The organism is Variovorax sp. N23 (assembly GCF_025486315.1).
Taxonomy (GTDB): Bacteria; Pseudomonadota; Gammaproteobacteria; order Burkholderiales; family Burkholderiaceae_C; genus Variovorax.
The window spans coordinates 336464-354438 of the sequence record NZ_JAOOPY010000001.1 but is presented as its reverse complement, the minus strand read 5'-3'; the positions used below and the strand labels follow the sequence as shown (position 1 = coordinate 354438).

Here is a 17975-nt window from a genome sequence, read left to right as displayed (position 1 = left end):
CGCCACATCTCATGCGAAAGTCTCTGGACTTCCTCTACAACGGCGCCGCCGCTCTGGCGGCGCTTTTCATGGTCGGTCTGCTGGTCATGATCCTGCTGTCCATCGTCAGCCGGCAGTTGCACTTCAACGTCCCCGGTGTCGACGCCTACGCCGGCTATCTGATGGCCGGCGCGGGCTTCCTCGCGCTGGCCCACACGCTCAAGCGCGGCGAACACATCCGCGTGACGCTGATCCTGTCGCACCTCGGGCCGGCCGCCCGGCGCTGGCTCGAGCGCTGGGCCATGGGCGCCGGCGCCGTGCTGGCCGTGCTGTTCGCCGTCTTCAGCGTGCGCCTGGTCTGGAACTCGCACGCCTTCAACGACATTTCCACGGGCAACGATGCGACGGCGCTGTGGATTCCGCAGCTCGCCATGGCCGTCGGCACCGTGATCCTGGCGATCGCTTCCATCGACGAGTTCATCCTCGAATGGCGCGGCCGGGTCGCTTCGCAACACACCGAGGCCCTGCGCCATGAATGACATCGCCGTTGCCGGCGTGCTGATCCTCACGCTGTTCCTCATTCTGGGTAGCGGCGTGTGGATCGGCCTCACCCTCTCGGGCGTGGCGTGGATCGCCATGGAACTCTTCTCCTCGCGCTCCGCCGGCGACGCGATGGCCGTCACCATCTGGGGCTCGGCCTCGAGCTGGACGCTCACGGCGCTGCCGCTCTTCGTGTGGATGGGCGAGATCCTGTTCCGCACCCGGCTGTCGCAGGACATGTTCAAAGGCCTCGCGCCCTGGATGCAGGCCCTGCCCGGCCGGCTGCTGCACACCAACGTGGTCGGCTGCGCCATCTTCGCGGCGGTGTCGGGGTCGAGCGCCGCTACCTGCGCGACGATCGGCAAGATGACCCTGCCCGAGCTCAAGAAGCGCGGCTACCCCGACGACATGGTGATCGGCACCCTCGCCGGAGCCGGCACGCTGGGCCTGCTGATTCCGCCCTCGATCATCATGATCGTCTACGGCGTCAGCGCCGACGTGTCGATCGCCAGGCTCTTCATCGCCGGTGTGCTGCCGGGCATCCTGCTGGCCCTGCTGTTCTCGGGCTACATCGCCATCTGGGCCCTGCGCCACCCCGACAAGATCCCACCGGCCGACCGGAAGATGAGCTTCCTGCAGAAGCTCAACGAATCGCGCAGCCTGATCCCGGTCGCGCTGCTGATCATCTCGGTGCTCGGCTCGATCTACGCGGGCATCGCCACGGCCACCGAGGCTGCCGCCGTCGGCGTCGTCGGTGCGCTCATCATCTCCGCGGCGCAGGGCTCGCTGAGCTGGCACAGCTTCAAGGAAGCGCTGCTCGGTGCCACGCGGCTCTACTGCATGATGGCGCTGATCCTGGCCGGCGCGGCCTTCCTCACGCTGTCGATGGGCTACATCGGCCTGCCGCGGCATCTGGCCGAATGGATCGGTTCGCTGGGCCTGTCGAAGTTCCAGCTGATCGCGATGCTGGCGGTCTTCTACATCGTGCTGGGCTGCTTTCTGGACGGCATCTCGATGGTGGTGCTGACCATGGGCGTGATCATGCCGACCGTGACCGCCGCGGGCATCGACCCGATCTGGTTCGGCATCTTCGTCGTGCTGGTCGTCGAGATGGCGCAGATCACGCCGCCGGTGGGCTTCAACCTGTTCGTGCTGCAGGGCATGACCGGGCGCGACCTGCTCTACATCGCGCGCGTCACGTTGCCGATGTTCATCCTGATGATCGCGTCGGTGCTCATCATCTACTTCGTGCCCGGCATCGTCACCTGGTTGCCGCAGCACATGACGATGTAGGGCGGAACGATGCTACCCATCATTGCCATCTGCCTCGGCGCATCGCTCGGTGCCCTCGGCCGCTGGGGCCTTGGCCTCTGGCTGGGCGCCGGGCTGATGGCCTGGGGCACCCTCGCGGCCAACCTCGTCGGCGGCTACCTCATCGGCGTGAGCGTTGCGGTGTTCCAGGCCATGCCGGGGCTCGACCCGGTCTGGCGCCTGGCCATCATCACCGGCTTCCTGGGCGGGCTCACGACCTTCTCGAGCTTTTCCCTCGAGGTGGTCACGATGATGATGGAAGGCCGCACCGGCGTGGCAGCCCTGACCGCCCTCACCCATCTGGCGGGTTCCTTCACGCTGACCTGGCTCGGCTTTCGCAGCGTCCAGTGGCTGTCGGCCTGAGCGCCGGCAGGTGCCCGATGGCCTGAAAAGCCGTCGGGCGCGCTGCAGTTTCAGGAGGCTACCGAACGGGTGCGGTCGATAGAATCGACCGCGATGCCCCTTGCCCTGCTCGTCGCGCTCCCCTTCATCGCCAGCGTGCTGGCAGCCCTGCTGCCCTCGAACGCCCGCAACCGGGAGTCGACGCTGGCAGGGCTGGTCGCGCTGGGTTGTGCGATCGCGGCGGCGCTGTATTTTCCCGATCTCGCGAACGGCAACGTGATCCGCCAGCGGGTCGAATGGCTGCCCGCCCTCGGCCTGGACCTGGTGTTCCGCCTGGACGGCTTCGCCTGGCTGTTCTGCATGCTGGTGCTGGGCATCGGCGCACTGGTGGTGCTGTACGCGCGCTACTACATGTCGGCGTCCGACCCGGTGCCGCGCTTCTTCTCGTTCTTCCTCGCCTTCATGGGCTCGATGATGGGCGTGGTGCTCTCGGGCAACATCGTCCAGATGGTGCTGTTCTGGGAACTCACCAGCCTGTTCTCCTTCCTGCTGATCGGCTACTGGCACCACCGGCGTGACGCGCGGCGCGGCGCGCGCATGGCGCTCACGGTCACCGGCATGGGCGGCCTGTGCCTGCTGGCCGGCGTGCTGGTGCTGGGCCGCATCGTGGGCAGCTACGAGCTGGATGTGGTGCTCGCATCGGGCGCGCTGATCCGCGCCCATCCGCTCTACACCACCGTGCTGGTGCTGGTGCTGCTCGGCGCCTTCACCAAGAGCGCGCAGTTCCCCTTCCACTTCTGGCTGCCGCGCGCCATGGCCGCGCCGACCCCCGTGTCGGCCTACCTGCACTCGGCCACCATGGTGAAGCTCGGCGTGTTCCTGATGGCGCGGCTGTGGCCGGTGCTCTCGGGCACCGAACAATGGTTCTGGCTGGTCGGCGGCGCCGGCGCCATCACCCTGCTGCTGGGCGGCTTCGCGGCGATGTTCCAGCGCGACCTGAAGGCGCTGCTGGCCTACTCGACCATCTCGCACCTCGGGCTCATCACGCTGCTGCTGGGGCTCAACAGCCCGCTGGCCGCCGTGGCCGCGGTGTTCCACGTCATGAACCACGCGACCTTCAAGGCCTCGCTCTTCATGGCGGCCGGCATCATCGACCACGAGACCGGCACGCGCGACATCCGCAAGCTCAGCGGCCTCTTGAAGCTGATGCCGATCACCGGCACGCTGGCCATCATCGCCAGCGCGTCGATGGCGGGCGTGCCGCTGCTCAACGGCTTCCTGTCGAAGGAAATGTTCTTCGCCGAGACGGTCTTCATCCAGTCGACGCCGTGGGTCGACTTCAGCCTGCCCGTCATCGCCACCCTCGCCGGCGTGTTCAGCGTGGCCTATTCCGCGCGCTTCGTGTTCGACGTCTTCTTCGGCCCTCCTTGTGGCGACGCGGTGCCCAGGCAGCCGCACGAACCACCGCACTGGATGCGCGTGCCGGTCGAGCTGCTGGTGCTGATCTGCCTGGTGGTGGGCGTGGCGCCGGCCTGGTCGGTCGGCCCGCTGCTGGCCGCCGCCGCGCTGCCTGTCGTGGGCGGTGTGCTGCCCGACTACAGCCTGGCGGTGTGGCACGGCTTCAACCTGCCGCTGGTGATGAGCGTCGTGGCGCTGGCCGGCGGTGCCGCGCTGTACCTGCTGCAACGCCGCGGCCGTGCGCAAGGCCACCTCGACCACACGCCGGTGCTGCACCGCTTCGACGGCCAGCGCATCTTCGAGAACCTGCTGGCGCGCCTGAGCGAAGCGGGCCGGCGCAGCCGCCGGCTCTTCGGCACGCGCCGCCTGCAGACCCAACTGCTGCTGATGGTGCTCGTCGCGGTGGCCGGCGCCGGCGCGTCGCTGTGGCTCACGCCCGGCAGCCGTGGCACGCGCGAGCTGCTGCCCTTCTCGCCGATGTTCGCGATGACCTGGCTGATCGGCATGGGCTGCGCGCTGGCAGCCGCCTGGCAGGCCAAGTTCCACCGGCTCGCGTCGCTGATGCTCGCCGCCGCGGCCGGCCTGGTGTGCTGCATCACCTACATCTGGTTCTCGGCGCCCGACCTGGCGCTCACGCAGCTCGTGGTGGAGGCGGTGACCACCGTGCTCATGCTGCTGGGCCTGCGCTGGCTGCCGATGCGCAGCAAGGCCGCGGTGCAGCCCGCCTCGGCACGGCTGCGGCCCTGGGGCCGCCGCGGGCGAGACCTGCTGGTGGCGGCCGCGGCCGGCTCGGGCATGGCAGCGCTGGCCTGGACCATGATGACCCGCGATTTCCCGCAGAGCATCTCGCCCTTCTTCCTCGACAACGCGCTGACGCTGGGCGGCGGCACCAACGTGGTCAACGTGATGCTGGTCGACTTCCGCGGCTTCGACACCTTCGGCGAGATCACCGTGCTCGGCGTGGTCGCGCTCACGGTGTACGCTCTGCTGCGCCGCTTCCGCCCGGCCATCGAGTCGATGGCACTGCCCGCACAGCAGCGCCTGCAGACCGACGACGGCAGCAGCGACCTGCTCAATCCGCGCCGCGCCAAGGACACCGCCATCGGCTACCTGATGGTGCCGGCCGTGCTGGTGCGGCTGCTGCTGCCGCTGTCGGTGCTGGTCGCGGTCTACTTCTTCATGCGCGGCCACAACGCGCCCGGCGGCGGCTTCGTCGCGGGCCTGGTGATGTCGGTGGCGCTGGTGCTGCAGTTCATCGTCTCGGGCACCGAGTGGGTCGAGGAGCACCTGCGCATCTACCCGCGCCGCTGGATCGCCATCGGCCTGCTGCTCGCGCTGGCCACCGGTGGCGGCTCCGTGCTGATGGGCTACCCCTTCATGACGACGCACACCGCCCACCTGCACCTGCCGCTGCTCGGCGAGATCCATGTGCCGAGCGCGCTCTTCTTCGACATGGGCGTGTTCTCGCTGGTGCTCGGCGCGACGATGCTGATCCTCACGGCGCTGGCCCACCAGTCGGTGCGCAGCCACCGCTGGGCCGACGAGCAGGCCGAACGCGAAGCCGCCGAAGCCGATGCCACGCCGACCGCGGAGGGCGCACGCTGATGGAAGCCGTCCTCGCCATCGCCATCGGCGTCCTCACCGGCTCGGGCGTGTACCTGCTGCTGCGCCCGCGCACCTTCCAGGTCATCATGGGCCTGACGCTGATCGCCTACGCCGTCAACCTGTTCATCTTCAGCATGGGCCGGCTGAAGGTCGACAGCGAGCCGGTGCTGATCCCCGGCGTGGCCTCCACCCTGGCCAACACCGCCGACCCGATGCCGCAGGCCCTGGTGCTGACCGCCATCGTGATCGGCTTCGCCATGACCGCGCTGTTCCTGGTCGTGATGCTGGCCTCGCGCGGGCTGAGCGGCACCGACCACGTCGACGGCGAAGAGCGCGCCCGGGAGGCCGGCGAATGACCGAGCTGCTGCACCTCCTCGACCGCTTCCTCGACTTCAGCATGCCGCACCTGGTGGCGGTGCCGATCCTGGTGCCGATGCTGACGGCCGCGCTGATGCTGCTGCTCGACGAGAAGCGCCGCCGCATCAAGTCGGCACTGAGCGTGGCCTCGGGCCTCTTCGGCCTGCTGGTCGCGCTGGCGCTGCTGCGCTGGGTCCATGCCGCCGACACCGGCAACGGCCCGGGTTCCATCGGCGTGTACCTCGCAGGCAACTGGCGGGCGCCCTTCGGCATCGTGCTGGTGGCCGACCGGCTCTCGAGCATGATGGTCGCGCTCACCGGCGTGGTCGCCTTCGCCGCGTCGATCTACTCCACCTCGCGCTGGGACCGCGCGGGCGTGCACTTCCACCCCTTGCTGCAACTGCAGCTGATGGGCCTGAACGGCGCCTTCCTCACCGGCGACCTGTTCAACCTGTTCGTGTTCTTCGAAGTGATGCTGGCCGCCTCGTACGGGCTGCTGCTGCACGGCTCGGGGCGGCTGCGGGTGTCCGCGGGGCTGCATTACGTCGCCATCAACCTGGCGGCCTCGTCGCTCTTCCTGATCGGTGCGGCGCTGCTCTACGGCGTGACCGGCACGCTCAACATGGCTGACCTGGGGGTGCGCATCGCCCAGCTCGACGCAAGCGACCGCGGGCTGGTGCATGCGGCCGCCGCCATCCTGGCGACCGCCTTCTTCGCCAAGGCCGGCGCCTGGCCGCTCAACTTCTGGCTGGTACCGGCGTACAGCGCCGCGGTGTCGCCGGTGAGCGCGGTGTTCGCGCTGCTCACCAAGCTGGGCCTCTACACCGTGCTGCGGCTGTGGACCCTGCTGTTCGCGCCGGACACCGGCGCCTCCGCGCAGTTCGGCCACGACGTGCTGGTCGCCATCGGGCTGGCCACGCTCTGCGTCGGCGCGCTCGGCATCGTCGGCACCCAGCGGCTGTCGAACCTCGCCGGCTTCAGCGTGCTGGTGTCGGCCGGCACGCTGCTGGCGGCGGTCGGGTTGGGTCAGCCTGCCATCTGGGCCGGCGCGCTGTACTACCTGCTGAGCTCCACGCTGGCGATCAGCGCCTTCTTCCTGCTGATCGACATGATCGAGCGCTGGCGCAACGCGGGCGCCAGCATCGCGCCGCACGAGGCGGCCGGCAACGCGCCCTTCCTGTCGGAAGACCTCACGGCGTCGAACGACGTGAACCTCGACGACGAACAACAGGCGCTCTACGGGCGCGCGATCCCAGCCGGCGTGGCCTTCCTCGGCCTGGGCTTCATCGGCTGCACGCTGCTGCTGGCCGGGTTGCCGCCGCTGTCGGGCTTCGTCGGCAAGTTCGCCATGCTGTCGGGCCTGCTCGACGCACCGGTGGTCAGCCGGTCGAGCTGGCTCTTTCTCGGGCTGCTGCTGGCCTCGGGCTTCATGACGCTGGTGGCGCTGAGCCGCACCGGCATCCGCCACTTCTGGACCCAGCCGCTCGGCGCCATGCCGAACCTGCGCGCGATGGAGGTGCTGCCGGTGGCGGCGCTGCTGGCGGCCTCGGTCGCGCTCACCCTCGAAGCCGGCACCGTGATGCAGCATGCGAGCGCTACCGCCGAGGGCCTGTTCGCGCCTCAGGCCTACCGCGACGCGGTGGCTGGCGCGCGGCAGGTGCCCAACCCCACGCCCAAGGGAGGCACGCCCTGATGCACAAGATCCTTCCGTCGCCGCCGCTGTCGCTGGCGCTCTTCGTGGTCTGGCTGCTGCTGAACCAGTCGCTGCATGCCGCGACGATGGTGTTCGCCGCCATCCTCGCGGTGGTGGTGCCGCTCATCACCCAGGGCCTGCGGCCCGCGGCCGTGCGGATGCGCCGGCCCGGCGTGGCGCTGCGCCTGGCCGGCATCGTGCTGCACGACCTGCTGCATTCCGCGCTGATGGTCGGCCGCGCGCTGCTTACCCGCCGCACGCCGCAGATCCGCAGCGCCTTCGTCGAGATCCCGCTGACCGTGCGCGACCCGAACGCGCTGGCCGTGCTCGCCATGATCTTCTGCCTGGCGCCCGGCACCGCCTGGGGCGAGGTGTCGCTCGACCGCAGCAGGCTGCTGCTCCATGTGTTCGACCTCGAGGACGAGGCCGCGTTCATCGAGATGGTCCGCACGCGCTACGAGCGCCCGCTGATGGAGATCTTCGAATCATGACGCCCTTCCTCTTCTGGGCCCTCAAGGGCGCCCTGTTCCTGCTGGCCGTCGCGATGCTGTGCGCCGTGTGGCGGCTGCTGATCGGCCCGACCGCGCAGGACCGCGTGATGGCGCTCGACTGCCTCTACATCAACGGCATGCTGATGATGCTGGTGCTGGGCATCAACTATGCGAGCAACGTCTACTTCGAGGCAGCGATGCTGATCGCGCTGTTCGGTTTCGTGGGGTCGACCGCGCTGGCGAAATTCCTGCTGCGCGGCGAGGTGATCGAATGACGGGAGATTGCGAATGAACATCGTGCCCGACTTCATCATCGGCCCGCTGCCGCTGTGGGCCGAGATCCTCACCGGCCTGTTCGCGGTGCTCGGCGCAGCCTTCGCCGCCGTCGGCTCCTTCGGGCTGGTGCGGCTGCCGACCTTCTTCCACCGCATCCACGCGCCCACGCTGGGTGCCACGGCCGGCGTGTGGTGCCTGACCATCGCGACCATCGTCTATTTCTCGGTGCAGGGCTACAGCCTGTTCCTGCACGCCGTGCTGATCGCGCTGTTCGTGGCGCTGACGGCGCCGGTCACCACCATCTTCCTGATGCGGGCCGCGCTGTTCCGGGAACGCCAGAAGGGCGGCGACGTGCCGCCCACCACGGATCGCGGGGACTGATCTCGCCCTGCCGACCCGTCAGGTGTTGGCGAGATCCATGAAGTCGGTCGGCGCGAAATTGGTGTCGCGCCAGGCGTAGACGCGTGCATGGCGCTCGCGGGCGCTCAGGCGCAGGCGGGCCAGGTCGGCCCGCACCTCTTCCAGCGTGCGCATCTTGCGGACCGGCGCCTGCACCGGCTCGGGCGGCGAGGCCTGCAGGGCGGCGGCAGGCCGGGGGGCCTGCGCCGCCGGCTGGCGCACCGTCGGCCGCACGGTCGAACGCGCCGGCGCGGCATCGCGGGCGCGTCGGCTGAACAGTTGACGAATCGAACGGAGGAGGAAGAGAACGTCCATGGTCGTGCGCGGCTGAGAGTGTCAGAAGATTGTTAACCTTCGCCTTCTGAAGTCAAAGGACTTACTGCCCTCGCCCACGGAACATTCGGGCAGTTTTTCTCGGAAAGGCCGACTTCGATCCGCGCGAGCCCTTCAAGGCGCCGTTTCGGCCTCCAGCCGGTCGAGCCACAGCATCGCCTCGCCGCGCGTGCCGCCACACATCTCCGCCGAGGGCTGCAGCCCGCCGCAGCAGGCCGGACGCTCCGGCCGACCGAAGATGGCGCAACGCTGGTCGGCCATCAGCTGGACACAGGGCACGCCGGCGGGCTTGCCACCCGGCATGCCGGGGATGGCACTGCTGATGGAGGGCGCCGTGCAGCAGGCGCCGCAGCCGGGGCGGCAGTCCATGCGCCCTCAGCCCCGCGCTTCGTGCAGCGTCTTGGCGTTCGCCACGGCGGTCTCCCGCGGCAGCGCCACCGCGTTCTTCACCGCCAGGATTTCCGCCATGACGCTCACCGCGATCTCGGGCGGCGTCTTGCTGCCGATGTAGATGCCGATCGGCCCGCGCAGGCGCGCCAGCGATTCGGCCGTCTGGTCGAAATGCTCGACCATGCGCGCGCGCCGGGCCTCGGCATTGCGGCGCGAGCCGATCGCACCGACGTAGAAGGCGTCGGTCGCCAGGGCTTCGAGCAGCGCGAGGTCGTCGAGCTTCGGGTCGTGCGTGAGCGCGACCACGCAGCTGCGGCGGTCAGGCCGGAAGGCGGTCACCGCGTCGTCGGGCATCTCGGTGGTCACCGTCACACCAGGCACGGCCCAGGCGCTGCGGTATTCCACGCGCGGGTCGCACAGCGTGACGGCGAAACCGCTGAACTTGGCCATGGTCGCCAGGTACTCCGCCAGCTGGCCGGCGCCGATCAGCAGCATGCGGTACTCGGGGCCGAAGGTGTTGACCAGCTGGCGCTCGTCCACGCTCAGCGCCGCGGGCGACGACGCCTCCGCCAACGTCACGCGGCCGTCGGCGAGCGACACGGTGCGCTGCATCAGGCGGCCCTGCTCCAGCGACGCGACGAGTGCTTCGAGCGACGACGGCTCGGGGTCGTACTCCAGCAGCAGCTCGAGCGTGCCGCCGCAAGGCAGCCCGAAGCGGTGCGCCTCGTCGGCCGTGATGCCGTACTTGACCAGCGCCGGCGCGCCGCCCGCGGGCATCGGCTCGGCGGCGCCGTGCAGGCGGCTGTAGCGCGCGATCAGGTCGTCCTCGATGCAGCCGCCGGAGACCGACCCGACCACCGCGCCGTCTTCGGCCAGCGCCATGATCGATCCCACTGGCCGCGGTGACGAGCCCCAGGTGCGCACCACGGTCGTGAGCAGCGCGCGGCGGCCGGCGAGCCGCCAGTCGCGCAGGGTGCGCAGCACCATGACGTCGAGATTTTCCATGGTCTTTCCTCTTCGCGCTTCAGCTCGCTTCGCTGTCCTTCTTGCCGCCCAGACCGATCTTCTGCATGAAGCCGGCGACCGCGCCCTTCTTCTCTTCGGCCACCGCCTCGCCCTCGGCCGGCGCGGGGCCGTAGCGGCGCTGCATCTCGGCGTCGAAGCGCTTGAAGAAGTCGTCAGCGGTCGACTTGGCCGCGCCGTCGATCAGGCGTTGACCCAGTTGCGCGATCTTGCCGCCGACCTGGGCCTGCACGGTGTAGTCGAGCTCGCAGGCGCCGGCATCGCCCTGCACCGGCTTGAGCGTGACGCTCGACGCGCCCTTGGCGAAGCCCGCCACCCCGCCCTGGCCCTCGAAGCTGAGCTTGTAGCCATCGGGCGGTGCGATGTCGGTGAGCGTGACCTTGCCGGCGAACTTGGCGGACACCGGGCCCACCTTGACCGCGGCGGTCACGGTGTACTGGTTGTCGCCGGTCAGTTCGAACTTGTCGCAGCCGGGGATGCATTTCTTCAGCGTCTCGGGGTCGTTGAGCGCGTCCCACGCCTGTTGCTGCGTGACGCCGAGACGGCGGTTGCCGAGCATTTCCATGGTGTTCTTCCTTCTAGTCGTGATCGTGGGGCAGCGGCTCAGCGGCCGGCACGCATCAGCGCCGCCAGGCTCGCCGCCAGCTGGCCGAGCGCGCTGAGATTGTGGACCGCCAGCATCGCGTCTGCATGGCGGTGGAGCATGGCCGCACCGCGCGCCAGGGGCGCGTAGCCCTCGAAGCGCAGCAGCGGATTGAGCCACAGCACGCGGCGCGCATGGCGCTTGAGCCATTGCAGTTCCTGGTCGAGCACCGTGGGCTCGCCGGTGTCCAGGCCGTCGCTGATGACCAGCACCAGCGTGCGGCGGCCGGTCAGGCGCCGCGCATGGTCGTGCCGCAATTGCGCCAGCGAATCGCCCAGGCGGGTGCCGCCGGCGAAGTCGTCGATGGCCGCGCTGGCGCTCGCCAGCATCTCGTCGGTGTCGGCCAGGCGGAAGGCCGGCGTCAGGTCGGTCAGGCGCGTGCCGAAGGCGAACACGTCGCGCCGGCCGGCGTGGCGCGTGGCCGCGTGCAGGAAGGCGAGCAGCAGGCGCGCATAGCGTTCCATCGAGCCGGAGACGTCGATCAGCACCAGCAGCGGCAAGGGCTGCGCGCGGCGCGCCAGCCGCGGCAGGCGCAGCATCTCGCCGCCGGTGCGCGCCGCCTCGTGCAGCACGCCGGGCCAGTGCATGCGCGCATGCGTGCCCGCACCGGCCGCGACGCGCAGGCGGCGCGATGGCACGGTCGGCACCGGTAGCGCGATGTCGCGCGCCAGGCGTTCGACCAGCCGGTACTCCGCCGCGCCCAGCGCATTGAAGTCCGCGTGATGCAGTCGCTGCAGGTCGCTCGCGGTCATGGCCGCGTCGAATTCGATCTCGCGTTCGCCCTGCGCGGGCTGGTCGGCCTCGCGCGGTGCGGCCAGCGCCTCGCGCACCCGCGGGCGGCGTTTGGCCGGCTCCATCTTTCCTTCGGCGCTCGGCAGCATCTGCGCGAGCATCTTGTTGGCGAGTTCGGGGTCGCGGAACCAGGCGTCGAACAGTTCGCGGAAGACGAGGCGGTCCTGCTCGCGGCCGACCATCACGGCCTCCATCGCGGCGCACAGGTCGTCGCGCGCATCGACGCCGACCAGCACGGCCGCCTCGGTGGCCAGCGCGATGCGCGCCGCATCGGTGGGCACGCCGGCGCGGCGCAGCGCGCGGCCGAAGCCGGCGATGTTGCCGGCCATCTTGCCGCGGCGCGCGTCACCCAGCTGTTCCATGGCGTCGGCGCGCAGGCGCTCAGGCGCCCGCGTCCTCCGGCTGCAACAGTTCGGCGGCGAGCACCTGCGTGACCGCGGCGACGTCGTCGCGCTGCTTGAAGAGGATGCCGGCGGTGTCGACCACCACTTCGGGGTCGAGCACCAGCGCATCGAGCGCGACCAGCGCACGCGCCCACTCCACGCTCTCGGCGATGCCAGGCGCGCGCTGGAAGGCGCTGGCGAAAGGCGCGCTGCGCAGCCGTCCGACGAAATCGGCCACCTGCTTCGACAGCGCGTCGCCGGCCTCGGGCACCTGTGCGCGCACGATGGCGAGCTCGCGCTCCCGCTCGGGGTAGTCGAGCCAGTGATAGAGGCAGCGGCGCTTGACCGCGTCGTTGAGTTCGCGGGTGCGGTTGCTGGTGAGGATGGTCACCGGCGGCACCGCCGCGGTGATGGTGCCGAGTTCGGGGATGCTCACCTGGTACTCGCCCAGGTACTCGAGCAGGAAGGCCTCGAAGGGCTCGTCGGCGCGGTCGACCTCGTCGATCAGCAGCACCGCGCCGGGTGCAGGCGTCTGCAACGCCTGCAGCAAGGGGCGGCGGATCAGGTAGCGGGGCTGGTAGACCTCGGATTCCACATCGCTCGATGCGCCATGCGCTTCGGCGGCGCGCATGTGCAGCAGCTGCGCCGCGTAGTTCCATTCGTAGAGCGCCTCGCGCTGCTCCAGGCCGTCATAGCACTGCAGGCGCAGCAGTTCGCGCTGCAGCGCCGTCGACAGCGCCTTGGCCAGTTCGGTCTTGCCCACGCCGGGCTCGCCTTCGAGCAGCAGCGGACGCTGCAGCTTGAGCGCGAGGAAGACGGCCGTGGCGAGGCGCCGGTCGGCAAAGTACCCGGCCTGTTGCAGGCCGGCGGCGACCGCGTCGATGCTCGAGAAAATCACCCGCGCATCAACCCAGCGCAGCGCGGACGGCGCGCTGCGTCAGCACGCTGATCAGGTTGGCGCGGTACGGCGCTGAGGCGTGCAGGTCGCTGTTGAGATCGCTCGCATCGATCTTCACCGTGGCGGCGGCCTCGGGCGTGAAGCTCTTGTTGAGCGCGTCTTCCAGCCCGGTGTGGCGGAACACGCCGTTCCCGGCCCCGGTGATGGCCACGCGCACGCCCGCGTCGTACTGCGCGATGAACACGCCGACCAGCGGGAAGTTCGACGCCTTCTGGCGCAGCTTCTCGTAGTGCGCGCGCTTCGGGATCGGGAAGCGGATCGCGGTGATCAGCTCGCCCTCTTCCAGCGCCGTGGTGAACAGGCCCAGGAAGAAGTCGTCGGCCGCGATCTCGCGCTTGTCGGTGACCACGGTGGCGCCCGAAGCCAGCACCGCGCTCGGGTAGCAGGCGGCCGGGTCGTTGTTGGCGACCGAGCCGCCGAGCGTGCCCATGGCGCGCACCTGCCGGTCGCCGATGCGCGAGGCCAGGTCGGCCAGCGTCGGGTACGCGGCCTTGACCTCGGCATGGTTGGCCACGTCGAGATGGCGCGCCATCGCGCCGATGACGAGCGTGTCGCCATCCTTCCGGATGCCGGCGAGTTCGGCGATGCCGCTGAGGTCGACCAGCTGTTCCGGCGCGGAGAGCCGCAGCTTCATGGAGGCGAGCAGCGTCTGGCCGCCGGCCAGCGGCTTGCCGCCGGCGGCGGCGAGCTTCGCGGCATCGGCCAGGCTGGCCGGACGTTCGAGGGTGAAGGGGTACATGGATGTCGCTCCTGGTTCAGACGGCCGGACGGCCCTGGGTGCTCGCGACGAGCGATGGGGCCTGCGGTTGTTGGGTCGGCGTGGTGGCGCCTTTTTGCATCGCCTCCCACACGCGGTGCGGCGACGCGGGCATGTCGAAGTCCTTGACGCCCAGCGGCGCCAGCGCATCGAGCACGGCGTTGATGACGGCCGGCGGCGAGCCGATGGCCCCCGCCTCGCCGCAGCCCTTGGAGCCAATCGGGTTGTGCGTGCAGGGCGTGCTCAGCGTGTCGATCTTGAACATCGGGAAGTCCTCGGCGCGCGGCATGGCGTAGTCCATGAAGCTGCCGGTGAGCAGTTGCCCGGTTTCGTTGTCGTACACGCAGTTCTCCATCAGCGCCTGGCCGATGCCCTGCACGATGCCGCCGTGCACCTGCCCTTCCACGATCATCGGGTTGATGATGGTGCCGAAGTCGTCGACCGCCGTGAAGCGGTCGATCTTGACTTCGCCCGTCGCCCTGTCGATCTCGACCTCGCAGATGTAGGTGCCGGCCGGGTAGGTGAAGTTGGTCGGGTCGTAGAAGGCGGTTTCGTTCAGGCCCGGCTCCAGCTTGTCGAGCGGGTAGTTGTGCGGCACGTAGGCCGTCAGCGCCACCTGGCCGAAGGGGATCTTCTTGTCGGTGCCCTTGACGGTGAATTCGCCGTTGGCGAACTCGATGTCGGCGTCGCTCGCCTCCATCAGGTGGGCGGCGATCTTCTTGGCCTTGGTCTCGATCTTGTCGAGCGCCTTCATGATCGCCGTGCCACCCACCGACAGCGAGCGCGAGCCGTAGGTGCCCATGCCGAAGGGCACGCGGCCGGTGTCGCCGTGGACGATGTCGACGTTCTCCACCGGGATGCCCAGGCGCGCCGCCACCAGCTGCGCGAAGGTCGTCTCGTGGCCCTGGCCGTGGCTGTGCGAGCCGGTGAACACCGTCACGCTGCCGGTCGGGTGCACCCGCACCTCGCCCGCCTCGAACAGGCCGGCGCGCGCACCGAGCGCACCCGCCACGTTCGACGGCGCCAGGCCGCAGGCCTCGATGTAGCTGGAGTAACCGATGCCGCGCAGCTTGCCGTGCTTCTCGCTCTCGGCCTTGCGTGCGGCGAAGCCGCCCACCTCGGCCAGTTCGTTGGCGCGGTCCATCAGGGCCGGGAAATTGCCCGTGTCGTATTGCAGCGCGACAGGCGTCTGGTAGGGGAAGCTGCGGATGAAGTTGCGCCGGCGAATCTCGTCCTGCGCCAGGTTCATCTCCCAGGCGCAGCGCGTCACCAGCCGTTCGAGCAGGTAGGTCGCTTCCGGCCGCCCCGCGCCGCGGTAGGCATCGACCGGCGCGGTGTTGGTGAACCACGCATCCACCTCGACGTAGACCTGCGGCGTGGCGTACTGGCCGGCCAGCAAGGTCGCGTAGAGGATGGTCGGGATGGCGGTCGAGAAGGTCGACAGGTAGGCGCCGAGGTTGGCGTCGGTGTGCACGCGCAGCGCGAGGAACTTGCCGTCCTTGTCCATCGCCATCTCGGCATGGCTCACGTGGTCGCGGCCGTGCGCGTCCGACAGGAAGCATTCCGAGCGCTCGCCGGTCCACTTGATGCTGCGGTTGAGCTGCTTGGCGGCCCAGGTCAGGCACACGTCCTCGGCGTAGAGGTAGATCTTGGAGCCGAAGCCGCCGCCGACGTCGGGGGCGATCACGCGCACCTTGTGCTCGGGCAGGCCCAGCACGAAGGCCGTCATCAGCAGGCGCTCGACGTGCGGGTTCTGGTTCGACACGTAGAGCACGTACTCCTCGGTCGCGCGGCTGTAGTTGCCGATGGCCACGCGCGGCTCGATCGGGTTCGGGATGAGCCGGTTGTTGACGAGGTCGAGCTTCGTCACGTGCGCCGCATTCGCGAAGGCCGCATCGACGCCGGCCTTGTCGCCGAGCGTCCACTTGTAGCACTGGTTGTCGGGCGCCTCGTCGTGGATGACCACGCCGCTCTGCTTCTTCGCGGCGTCGGCCACGCTCACCAGCGGCGTGTGCACGTCGTAGTCGACCACCACCGCCTCGGCCGCGTTCTTGGCCTGCTCGACCGTCTCGGCCACGACCATGGCGACGTGGTCGCCGACGTAGCGCACCTTCTTGATCGCGAGGATCGGGTGCAGCGGCTCCTTCATCGGCGTGCCGTCGGGGTTGTTGATGAGCCAGCCGCAAGGCAGCCCGCCCATCTTCCCTTCGATGTCCTTGCCGCTGAAGATGCCAATGACGCCGGGCATCTTCGACGCCTCGGCGGTGTCGACCGACTTGATGGTGGCGTGGGCGTGCGGCGAGCGCACGAAGATGGCATGGCTCTGCGCGGCCATGGTGACGTCGTCGGTGTAGTTGCCGGCGCCGGTCAGGAAGCGGTAGTCCTCCTTGCGGCGGACCGCCTCGCCGATGTGCGGGAGGTTGGCGAAATCGGATGCACCCATGGTGTGCTCCTGTTTCAGGCCGCGACGGGCTTGGAGGCGGCAGCCATGTCCTTGCCGCCCATCTGCACCGCCTTGACGATGTTCTGGTAGCCGGTGCAGCGGCACAGGTTGCCGTCGAGCAGCGAGCGGATTTCCGTCTCGCTCGAATTGGGGTGGTAGGTGCACAGGTCGATGGCGCTCATCACCATGCCGGGGGTGCAGAAGCCGCATTGCAGGCCGTGGCATTCCTTGAAGGCCGCCTGCATCGGGTGCATGGTGCCGTCGGGCTGGGCCACGCCCTCGATGGTGGTGATCTCGGCACCGGCCACCTGGCCGACCAGCACGTTGCACGACTTGACGGCACGGCCGTTGACATGGACGGTGCAGGCGCCGCACTGGGCCGTGTCGCAACCCACGTGGGTGCCGGTCAGGTGCAGGTGCTCGCGGATGGCGTGCACGAGGAAGGTGTTGGGGGGAGCGTCGACCGTGGCCGCGCGGCCGTTGACGGTGAAAGAAACCTGCATGTGGCTGTCTCCGTGGAGGTGATGGCTGGGAAGCGCATGGCATCTTGGACGCCGGCCCGGACCGCCATCCTAGGCAAAACCCTCGACGCTTGCAGCCGCGCTCCGAAATTCTCAAAATGGAACAGCCAGCCCGCCTGCCTCGACGCCACCCAGCCGGCTTCCACGATGACCCACCCTCTTCCTCTGCCCACCGCCGACAGCCCACGCGCCCTGGCCATCGCCCACGCGCGACGCACCTGCATCGACGGCATCGGCACGGCTGGCCACGCGCCCATCGACCCCTGGCTGCTGCGCTCGTGGCAGCGCTGCCTCCTGGCCGGCCACCGACCGGACCAACGGGTGAGCTTCAGCACTGTGACACGCGCGTCGATCCAGGAGACGCAGGAACGCCACCAGGCGCTGATCGGCGCCGCGCGGCCAGTGCTGGCGCGCCTGTCGCGGGCCATCGCGGACACGCGCTACTTCGCCATCCTCACCGACGCGCGCGGCGTCGTCATCGACGTGGGCGCGCTGCCCGGCGGCAGCGGCGAGGCGGTGCGCCGCGCCCGCGACATCGGCCGCGTGGGCATCGACCTGTCCGAGCGCGCCGTCGGCACCACCGCCATCGGCGCCGTGCTGGCCGAACAGGCGCCCGTGTGGCTGCACCGCGCCGAGCACTTCTTCGACGACACCGGCATCTACAGCTGCGCCGGCGCCCCGCTGTTCGGCCCGCAGGGCGACTGCATCGGCATGCTCGACCTGACCGGCGTGCAGGTGGTCGAACGGCCCGAGCTGCGGCACCTGGCGATGCTGTCCGCGCGCAGCATCGAGAACGCGCTGGTGCGCGCCCAGCCGCATGCCCTGCTGCTGCGCCTGAACTGGCCGGGCTGCGCGAGCGGCGACGACGCCGACGGCCTGCTGGGGCTCGACGCCGATGGCCGCGTGGTCGCGAGCAACGGCACGGCGCGGCAGCTGCTGCAGCAGCCACCGGCCTGCGGCGCCGCGGCCCAGCCCTGCCACGCGAGCGATCTGTTCGCCCTGCCCGTGGACATGCTGTGGGACGCCGCGCGGCGAAGCGATCCGATCGACGTGCCGCTGTGGTCCGGCCTGCGCCTGCAGGCCTGGGCGCGGCTCGCGGATGCGGGCGCACCGGCCCCCTCGCCCGCCTCGCCCGCCGCACCCCCACGCTTGCGCGACGTGGAGACCGCCCTGATCCGCCAGGCGGTCGACGAGGCCCGCGGCAACGTGGCCGAAGCCGCCCGCGCGCTGGGCATCAGCCGCGCGACGGTCTACCGCAAGCTGGCGACGCGCGGGCGCTGA

The 17975-nt window shown here is 69.8% G+C and carries 19 protein-coding genes; 10 read left to right on the top strand and 9 right to left on the bottom strand.

What is annotated here, in order from left to right:
• The first annotated feature begins 11 nt into the window (after positions 1 to 11).
• From N8A90_RS01685 to mnhG, 9 genes are all read left to right on the top strand, one after another.
• Positions 12 to 518, top strand: a complete 507-nt coding sequence (locus tag N8A90_RS01685; RefSeq protein WP_262072905.1) for a TRAP transporter small permease — start codon at positions 12 to 14, stop codon at positions 516 to 518.
• On the top strand, positions 511 to 1812 hold the full coding sequence (locus tag N8A90_RS01680; protein ID WP_262072904.1) for a TRAP transporter large permease: 1302 nt from the start codon (positions 511 to 513) through the stop codon (positions 1810 to 1812). The genes N8A90_RS01685 and N8A90_RS01680 overlap by 8 nt, the downstream gene beginning before the upstream one ends.
• 9 nt (positions 1813 to 1821) lie before the next feature.
• Positions 1822 to 2193, top strand: a complete 372-nt coding sequence (gene crcB / locus N8A90_RS01675; RefSeq protein WP_262072903.1) for a fluoride efflux transporter CrcB — start codon at positions 1822 to 1824, stop codon at positions 2191 to 2193.
• 93 nt (positions 2194 to 2286) lie between these two features.
• Positions 2287 to 5235, top strand: coding sequence for a monovalent cation/H+ antiporter subunit A (locus N8A90_RS01670; protein WP_262072902.1), 2949 nt, complete (start codon positions 2287 to 2289; stop codon positions 5233 to 5235).
• Entirely contained in the window at positions 5235 to 5591 is a 357-nt protein-coding gene (locus N8A90_RS01665; protein WP_262072900.1) for a Na+/H+ antiporter subunit C, read from the top strand. The genes N8A90_RS01670 and N8A90_RS01665 overlap by 1 nt, the downstream gene beginning before the upstream one ends.
• Complete coding sequence (locus N8A90_RS01660) at positions 5588 to 7285, top strand: monovalent cation/H+ antiporter subunit D (RefSeq protein WP_262072899.1); 1698 nt, start codon at positions 5588 to 5590, stop codon at positions 7283 to 7285. The genes N8A90_RS01665 and N8A90_RS01660 overlap by 4 nt, the downstream gene beginning before the upstream one ends.
• Entirely contained in the window at positions 7285 to 7776 is a 492-nt protein-coding gene (locus tag N8A90_RS01655; protein ID WP_262072898.1) for a Na+/H+ antiporter subunit E, read from the top strand. Before N8A90_RS01660 ends, N8A90_RS01655 begins: the two co-directional genes overlap by 1 nt.
• Entirely contained in the window at positions 7773 to 8051 is a 279-nt protein-coding gene (locus tag N8A90_RS01650; RefSeq protein WP_262072897.1) for a K+/H+ antiporter subunit F, read from the top strand. Before N8A90_RS01655 ends, N8A90_RS01650 begins: the two co-directional genes overlap by 4 nt.
• Before the next feature lie 22 nt (positions 8052 to 8073).
• Positions 8074 to 8433, top strand: a complete 360-nt coding sequence (mnhG, locus tag N8A90_RS01645; protein ID WP_262073141.1) for a monovalent cation/H(+) antiporter subunit G — start codon at positions 8074 to 8076, stop codon at positions 8431 to 8433.
• Positions 8434 to 8451: 18 nt separating this feature from the next.
• Here mnhG and N8A90_RS01640 read toward each other — a convergent pair whose 3' ends face one another.
• From N8A90_RS01640 to N8A90_RS01600, 9 genes are all read right to left on the bottom strand, one after another.
• A complete protein-coding gene (locus N8A90_RS01640; protein WP_262072896.1) occupies positions 8452 to 8766 on the bottom strand; it encodes a hypothetical protein in 315 nt (104 codons plus the stop codon).
• 132 nt (positions 8767 to 8898) lie between these two features.
• Entirely contained in the window at positions 8899 to 9153 is a 255-nt protein-coding gene (locus N8A90_RS01635) for a YkgJ family cysteine cluster protein (RefSeq protein ID WP_262072895.1), read from the bottom strand.
• Positions 9154 to 9159: 6 nt separating this feature from the next.
• Positions 9160 to 10179, bottom strand: a complete 1020-nt coding sequence (locus tag N8A90_RS01630) for an XdhC family protein (RefSeq protein WP_262072894.1) — start codon at positions 10177 to 10179, stop codon at positions 9160 to 9162.
• Between the two features lie 19 nt (positions 10180 to 10198).
• Entirely contained in the window at positions 10199 to 10762 is a 564-nt protein-coding gene (locus N8A90_RS01625; RefSeq protein WP_262072893.1) for a CoxG family protein, read from the bottom strand.
• A gap of 38 nt (positions 10763 to 10800) precedes the next feature.
• Positions 10801 to 11994, bottom strand: a complete 1194-nt coding sequence (locus N8A90_RS01620; protein ID WP_262072892.1) for a vWA domain-containing protein — start codon at positions 11992 to 11994, stop codon at positions 10801 to 10803.
• A gap of 19 nt (positions 11995 to 12013) precedes the next feature.
• Complete coding sequence (locus N8A90_RS01615) at positions 12014 to 12913, bottom strand: AAA family ATPase (RefSeq protein ID WP_262072891.1); 900 nt, start codon at positions 12911 to 12913, stop codon at positions 12014 to 12016.
• A 7-nt stretch (positions 12914 to 12920) separates the two neighbouring features.
• Complete coding sequence (locus N8A90_RS01610) at positions 12921 to 13712, bottom strand: FAD binding domain-containing protein (protein WP_262072890.1); 792 nt, start codon at positions 13710 to 13712, stop codon at positions 12921 to 12923.
• Between the two features lie 16 nt (positions 13713 to 13728).
• Positions 13729 to 16173 (bottom strand): xanthine dehydrogenase family protein molybdopterin-binding subunit, encoded by a 2445-nt coding sequence (locus tag N8A90_RS01605; protein ID WP_262072889.1) that lies wholly within the window; start codon positions 16171 to 16173, stop codon positions 13729 to 13731.
• A 14-nt stretch (positions 16174 to 16187) separates the two neighbouring features.
• A complete protein-coding gene (locus N8A90_RS01600) occupies positions 16188 to 16676 on the bottom strand; it encodes a (2Fe-2S)-binding protein (RefSeq protein WP_262072888.1) in 489 nt (162 codons plus the stop codon).
• Positions 16677 to 16841: 165 nt separating this feature from the next.
• Here N8A90_RS01600 and N8A90_RS01595 point away from each other — a divergent pair, with 165 nt between their 5' ends.
• Positions 16842 to 17975, top strand: a complete 1134-nt coding sequence (locus tag N8A90_RS01595) for a helix-turn-helix domain-containing protein (RefSeq protein WP_262072886.1) — start codon at positions 16842 to 16844, stop codon at positions 17973 to 17975.

Bases quoted from the DNA above. Each gene is read 5' to 3' on its own strand.
- N8A90_RS01640 (WP_262072896.1), bottom strand. From the start codon at position 8,766: ATGGACGTTCTCTTCCTCCTCCGTTCGATTCGTCAACTGTTCAGCCGA.
- N8A90_RS01655 (WP_262072898.1), top strand. From the start codon at position 7,285: ATGCACAAGATCCTTCCGTCGCCGCCGCTGTCGCTGGCGCTCTTCGTG.
- N8A90_RS01630 (WP_262072894.1), bottom strand. From the start codon at position 10,179: ATGGAAAATCTCGACGTCATGGTGCTGCGCACCCTGCGCGACTGGCGG.
- N8A90_RS01650 (WP_262072897.1), top strand. From the start codon at position 7,773: ATGACGCCCTTCCTCTTCTGGGCCCTCAAGGGCGCCCTGTTCCTGCTG.
- N8A90_RS01605 (WP_262072889.1), bottom strand. From the start codon at position 16,173: ATGGGTGCATCCGATTTCGCCAACCTCCCGCACATCGGCGAGGCGGTC.
- N8A90_RS01635 (WP_262072895.1), bottom strand. From the start codon at position 9,153: ATGGACTGCCGCCCCGGCTGCGGCGCCTGCTGCACGGCGCCCTCCATC.
- N8A90_RS01680 (WP_262072904.1), top strand. From the start codon at position 511: ATGAATGACATCGCCGTTGCCGGCGTGCTGATCCTCACGCTGTTCCTC.
- N8A90_RS01685 (WP_262072905.1), top strand. From the start codon at position 12: ATGCGAAAGTCTCTGGACTTCCTCTACAACGGCGCCGCCGCTCTGGCG.
- N8A90_RS01670 (WP_262072902.1), top strand. From the start codon at position 2,287: ATGCCCCTTGCCCTGCTCGTCGCGCTCCCCTTCATCGCCAGCGTGCTG.
- N8A90_RS01625 (WP_262072893.1), bottom strand. From the start codon at position 10,762: ATGGAAATGCTCGGCAACCGCCGTCTCGGCGTCACGCAGCAACAGGCG.
- N8A90_RS01595 (WP_262072886.1), top strand. From the start codon at position 16,842: ATGACCCACCCTCTTCCTCTGCCCACCGCCGACAGCCCACGCGCCCTG.
- N8A90_RS01620 (WP_262072892.1), bottom strand. From the start codon at position 11,994: ATGGAACAGCTGGGTGACGCGCGCCGCGGCAAGATGGCCGGCAACATC.
- crcB (WP_262072903.1), top strand. From the start codon at position 1,822: ATGCTACCCATCATTGCCATCTGCCTCGGCGCATCGCTCGGTGCCCTC.
- N8A90_RS01665 (WP_262072900.1), top strand. From the start codon at position 5,235: ATGGAAGCCGTCCTCGCCATCGCCATCGGCGTCCTCACCGGCTCGGGC.
- N8A90_RS01600 (WP_262072888.1), bottom strand. From the start codon at position 16,676: ATGCAGGTTTCTTTCACCGTCAACGGCCGCGCGGCCACGGTCGACGCT.
- N8A90_RS01660 (WP_262072899.1), top strand. From the start codon at position 5,588: ATGACCGAGCTGCTGCACCTCCTCGACCGCTTCCTCGACTTCAGCATG.
- N8A90_RS01610 (WP_262072890.1), bottom strand. From the start codon at position 13,712: ATGTACCCCTTCACCCTCGAACGTCCGGCCAGCCTGGCCGATGCCGCG.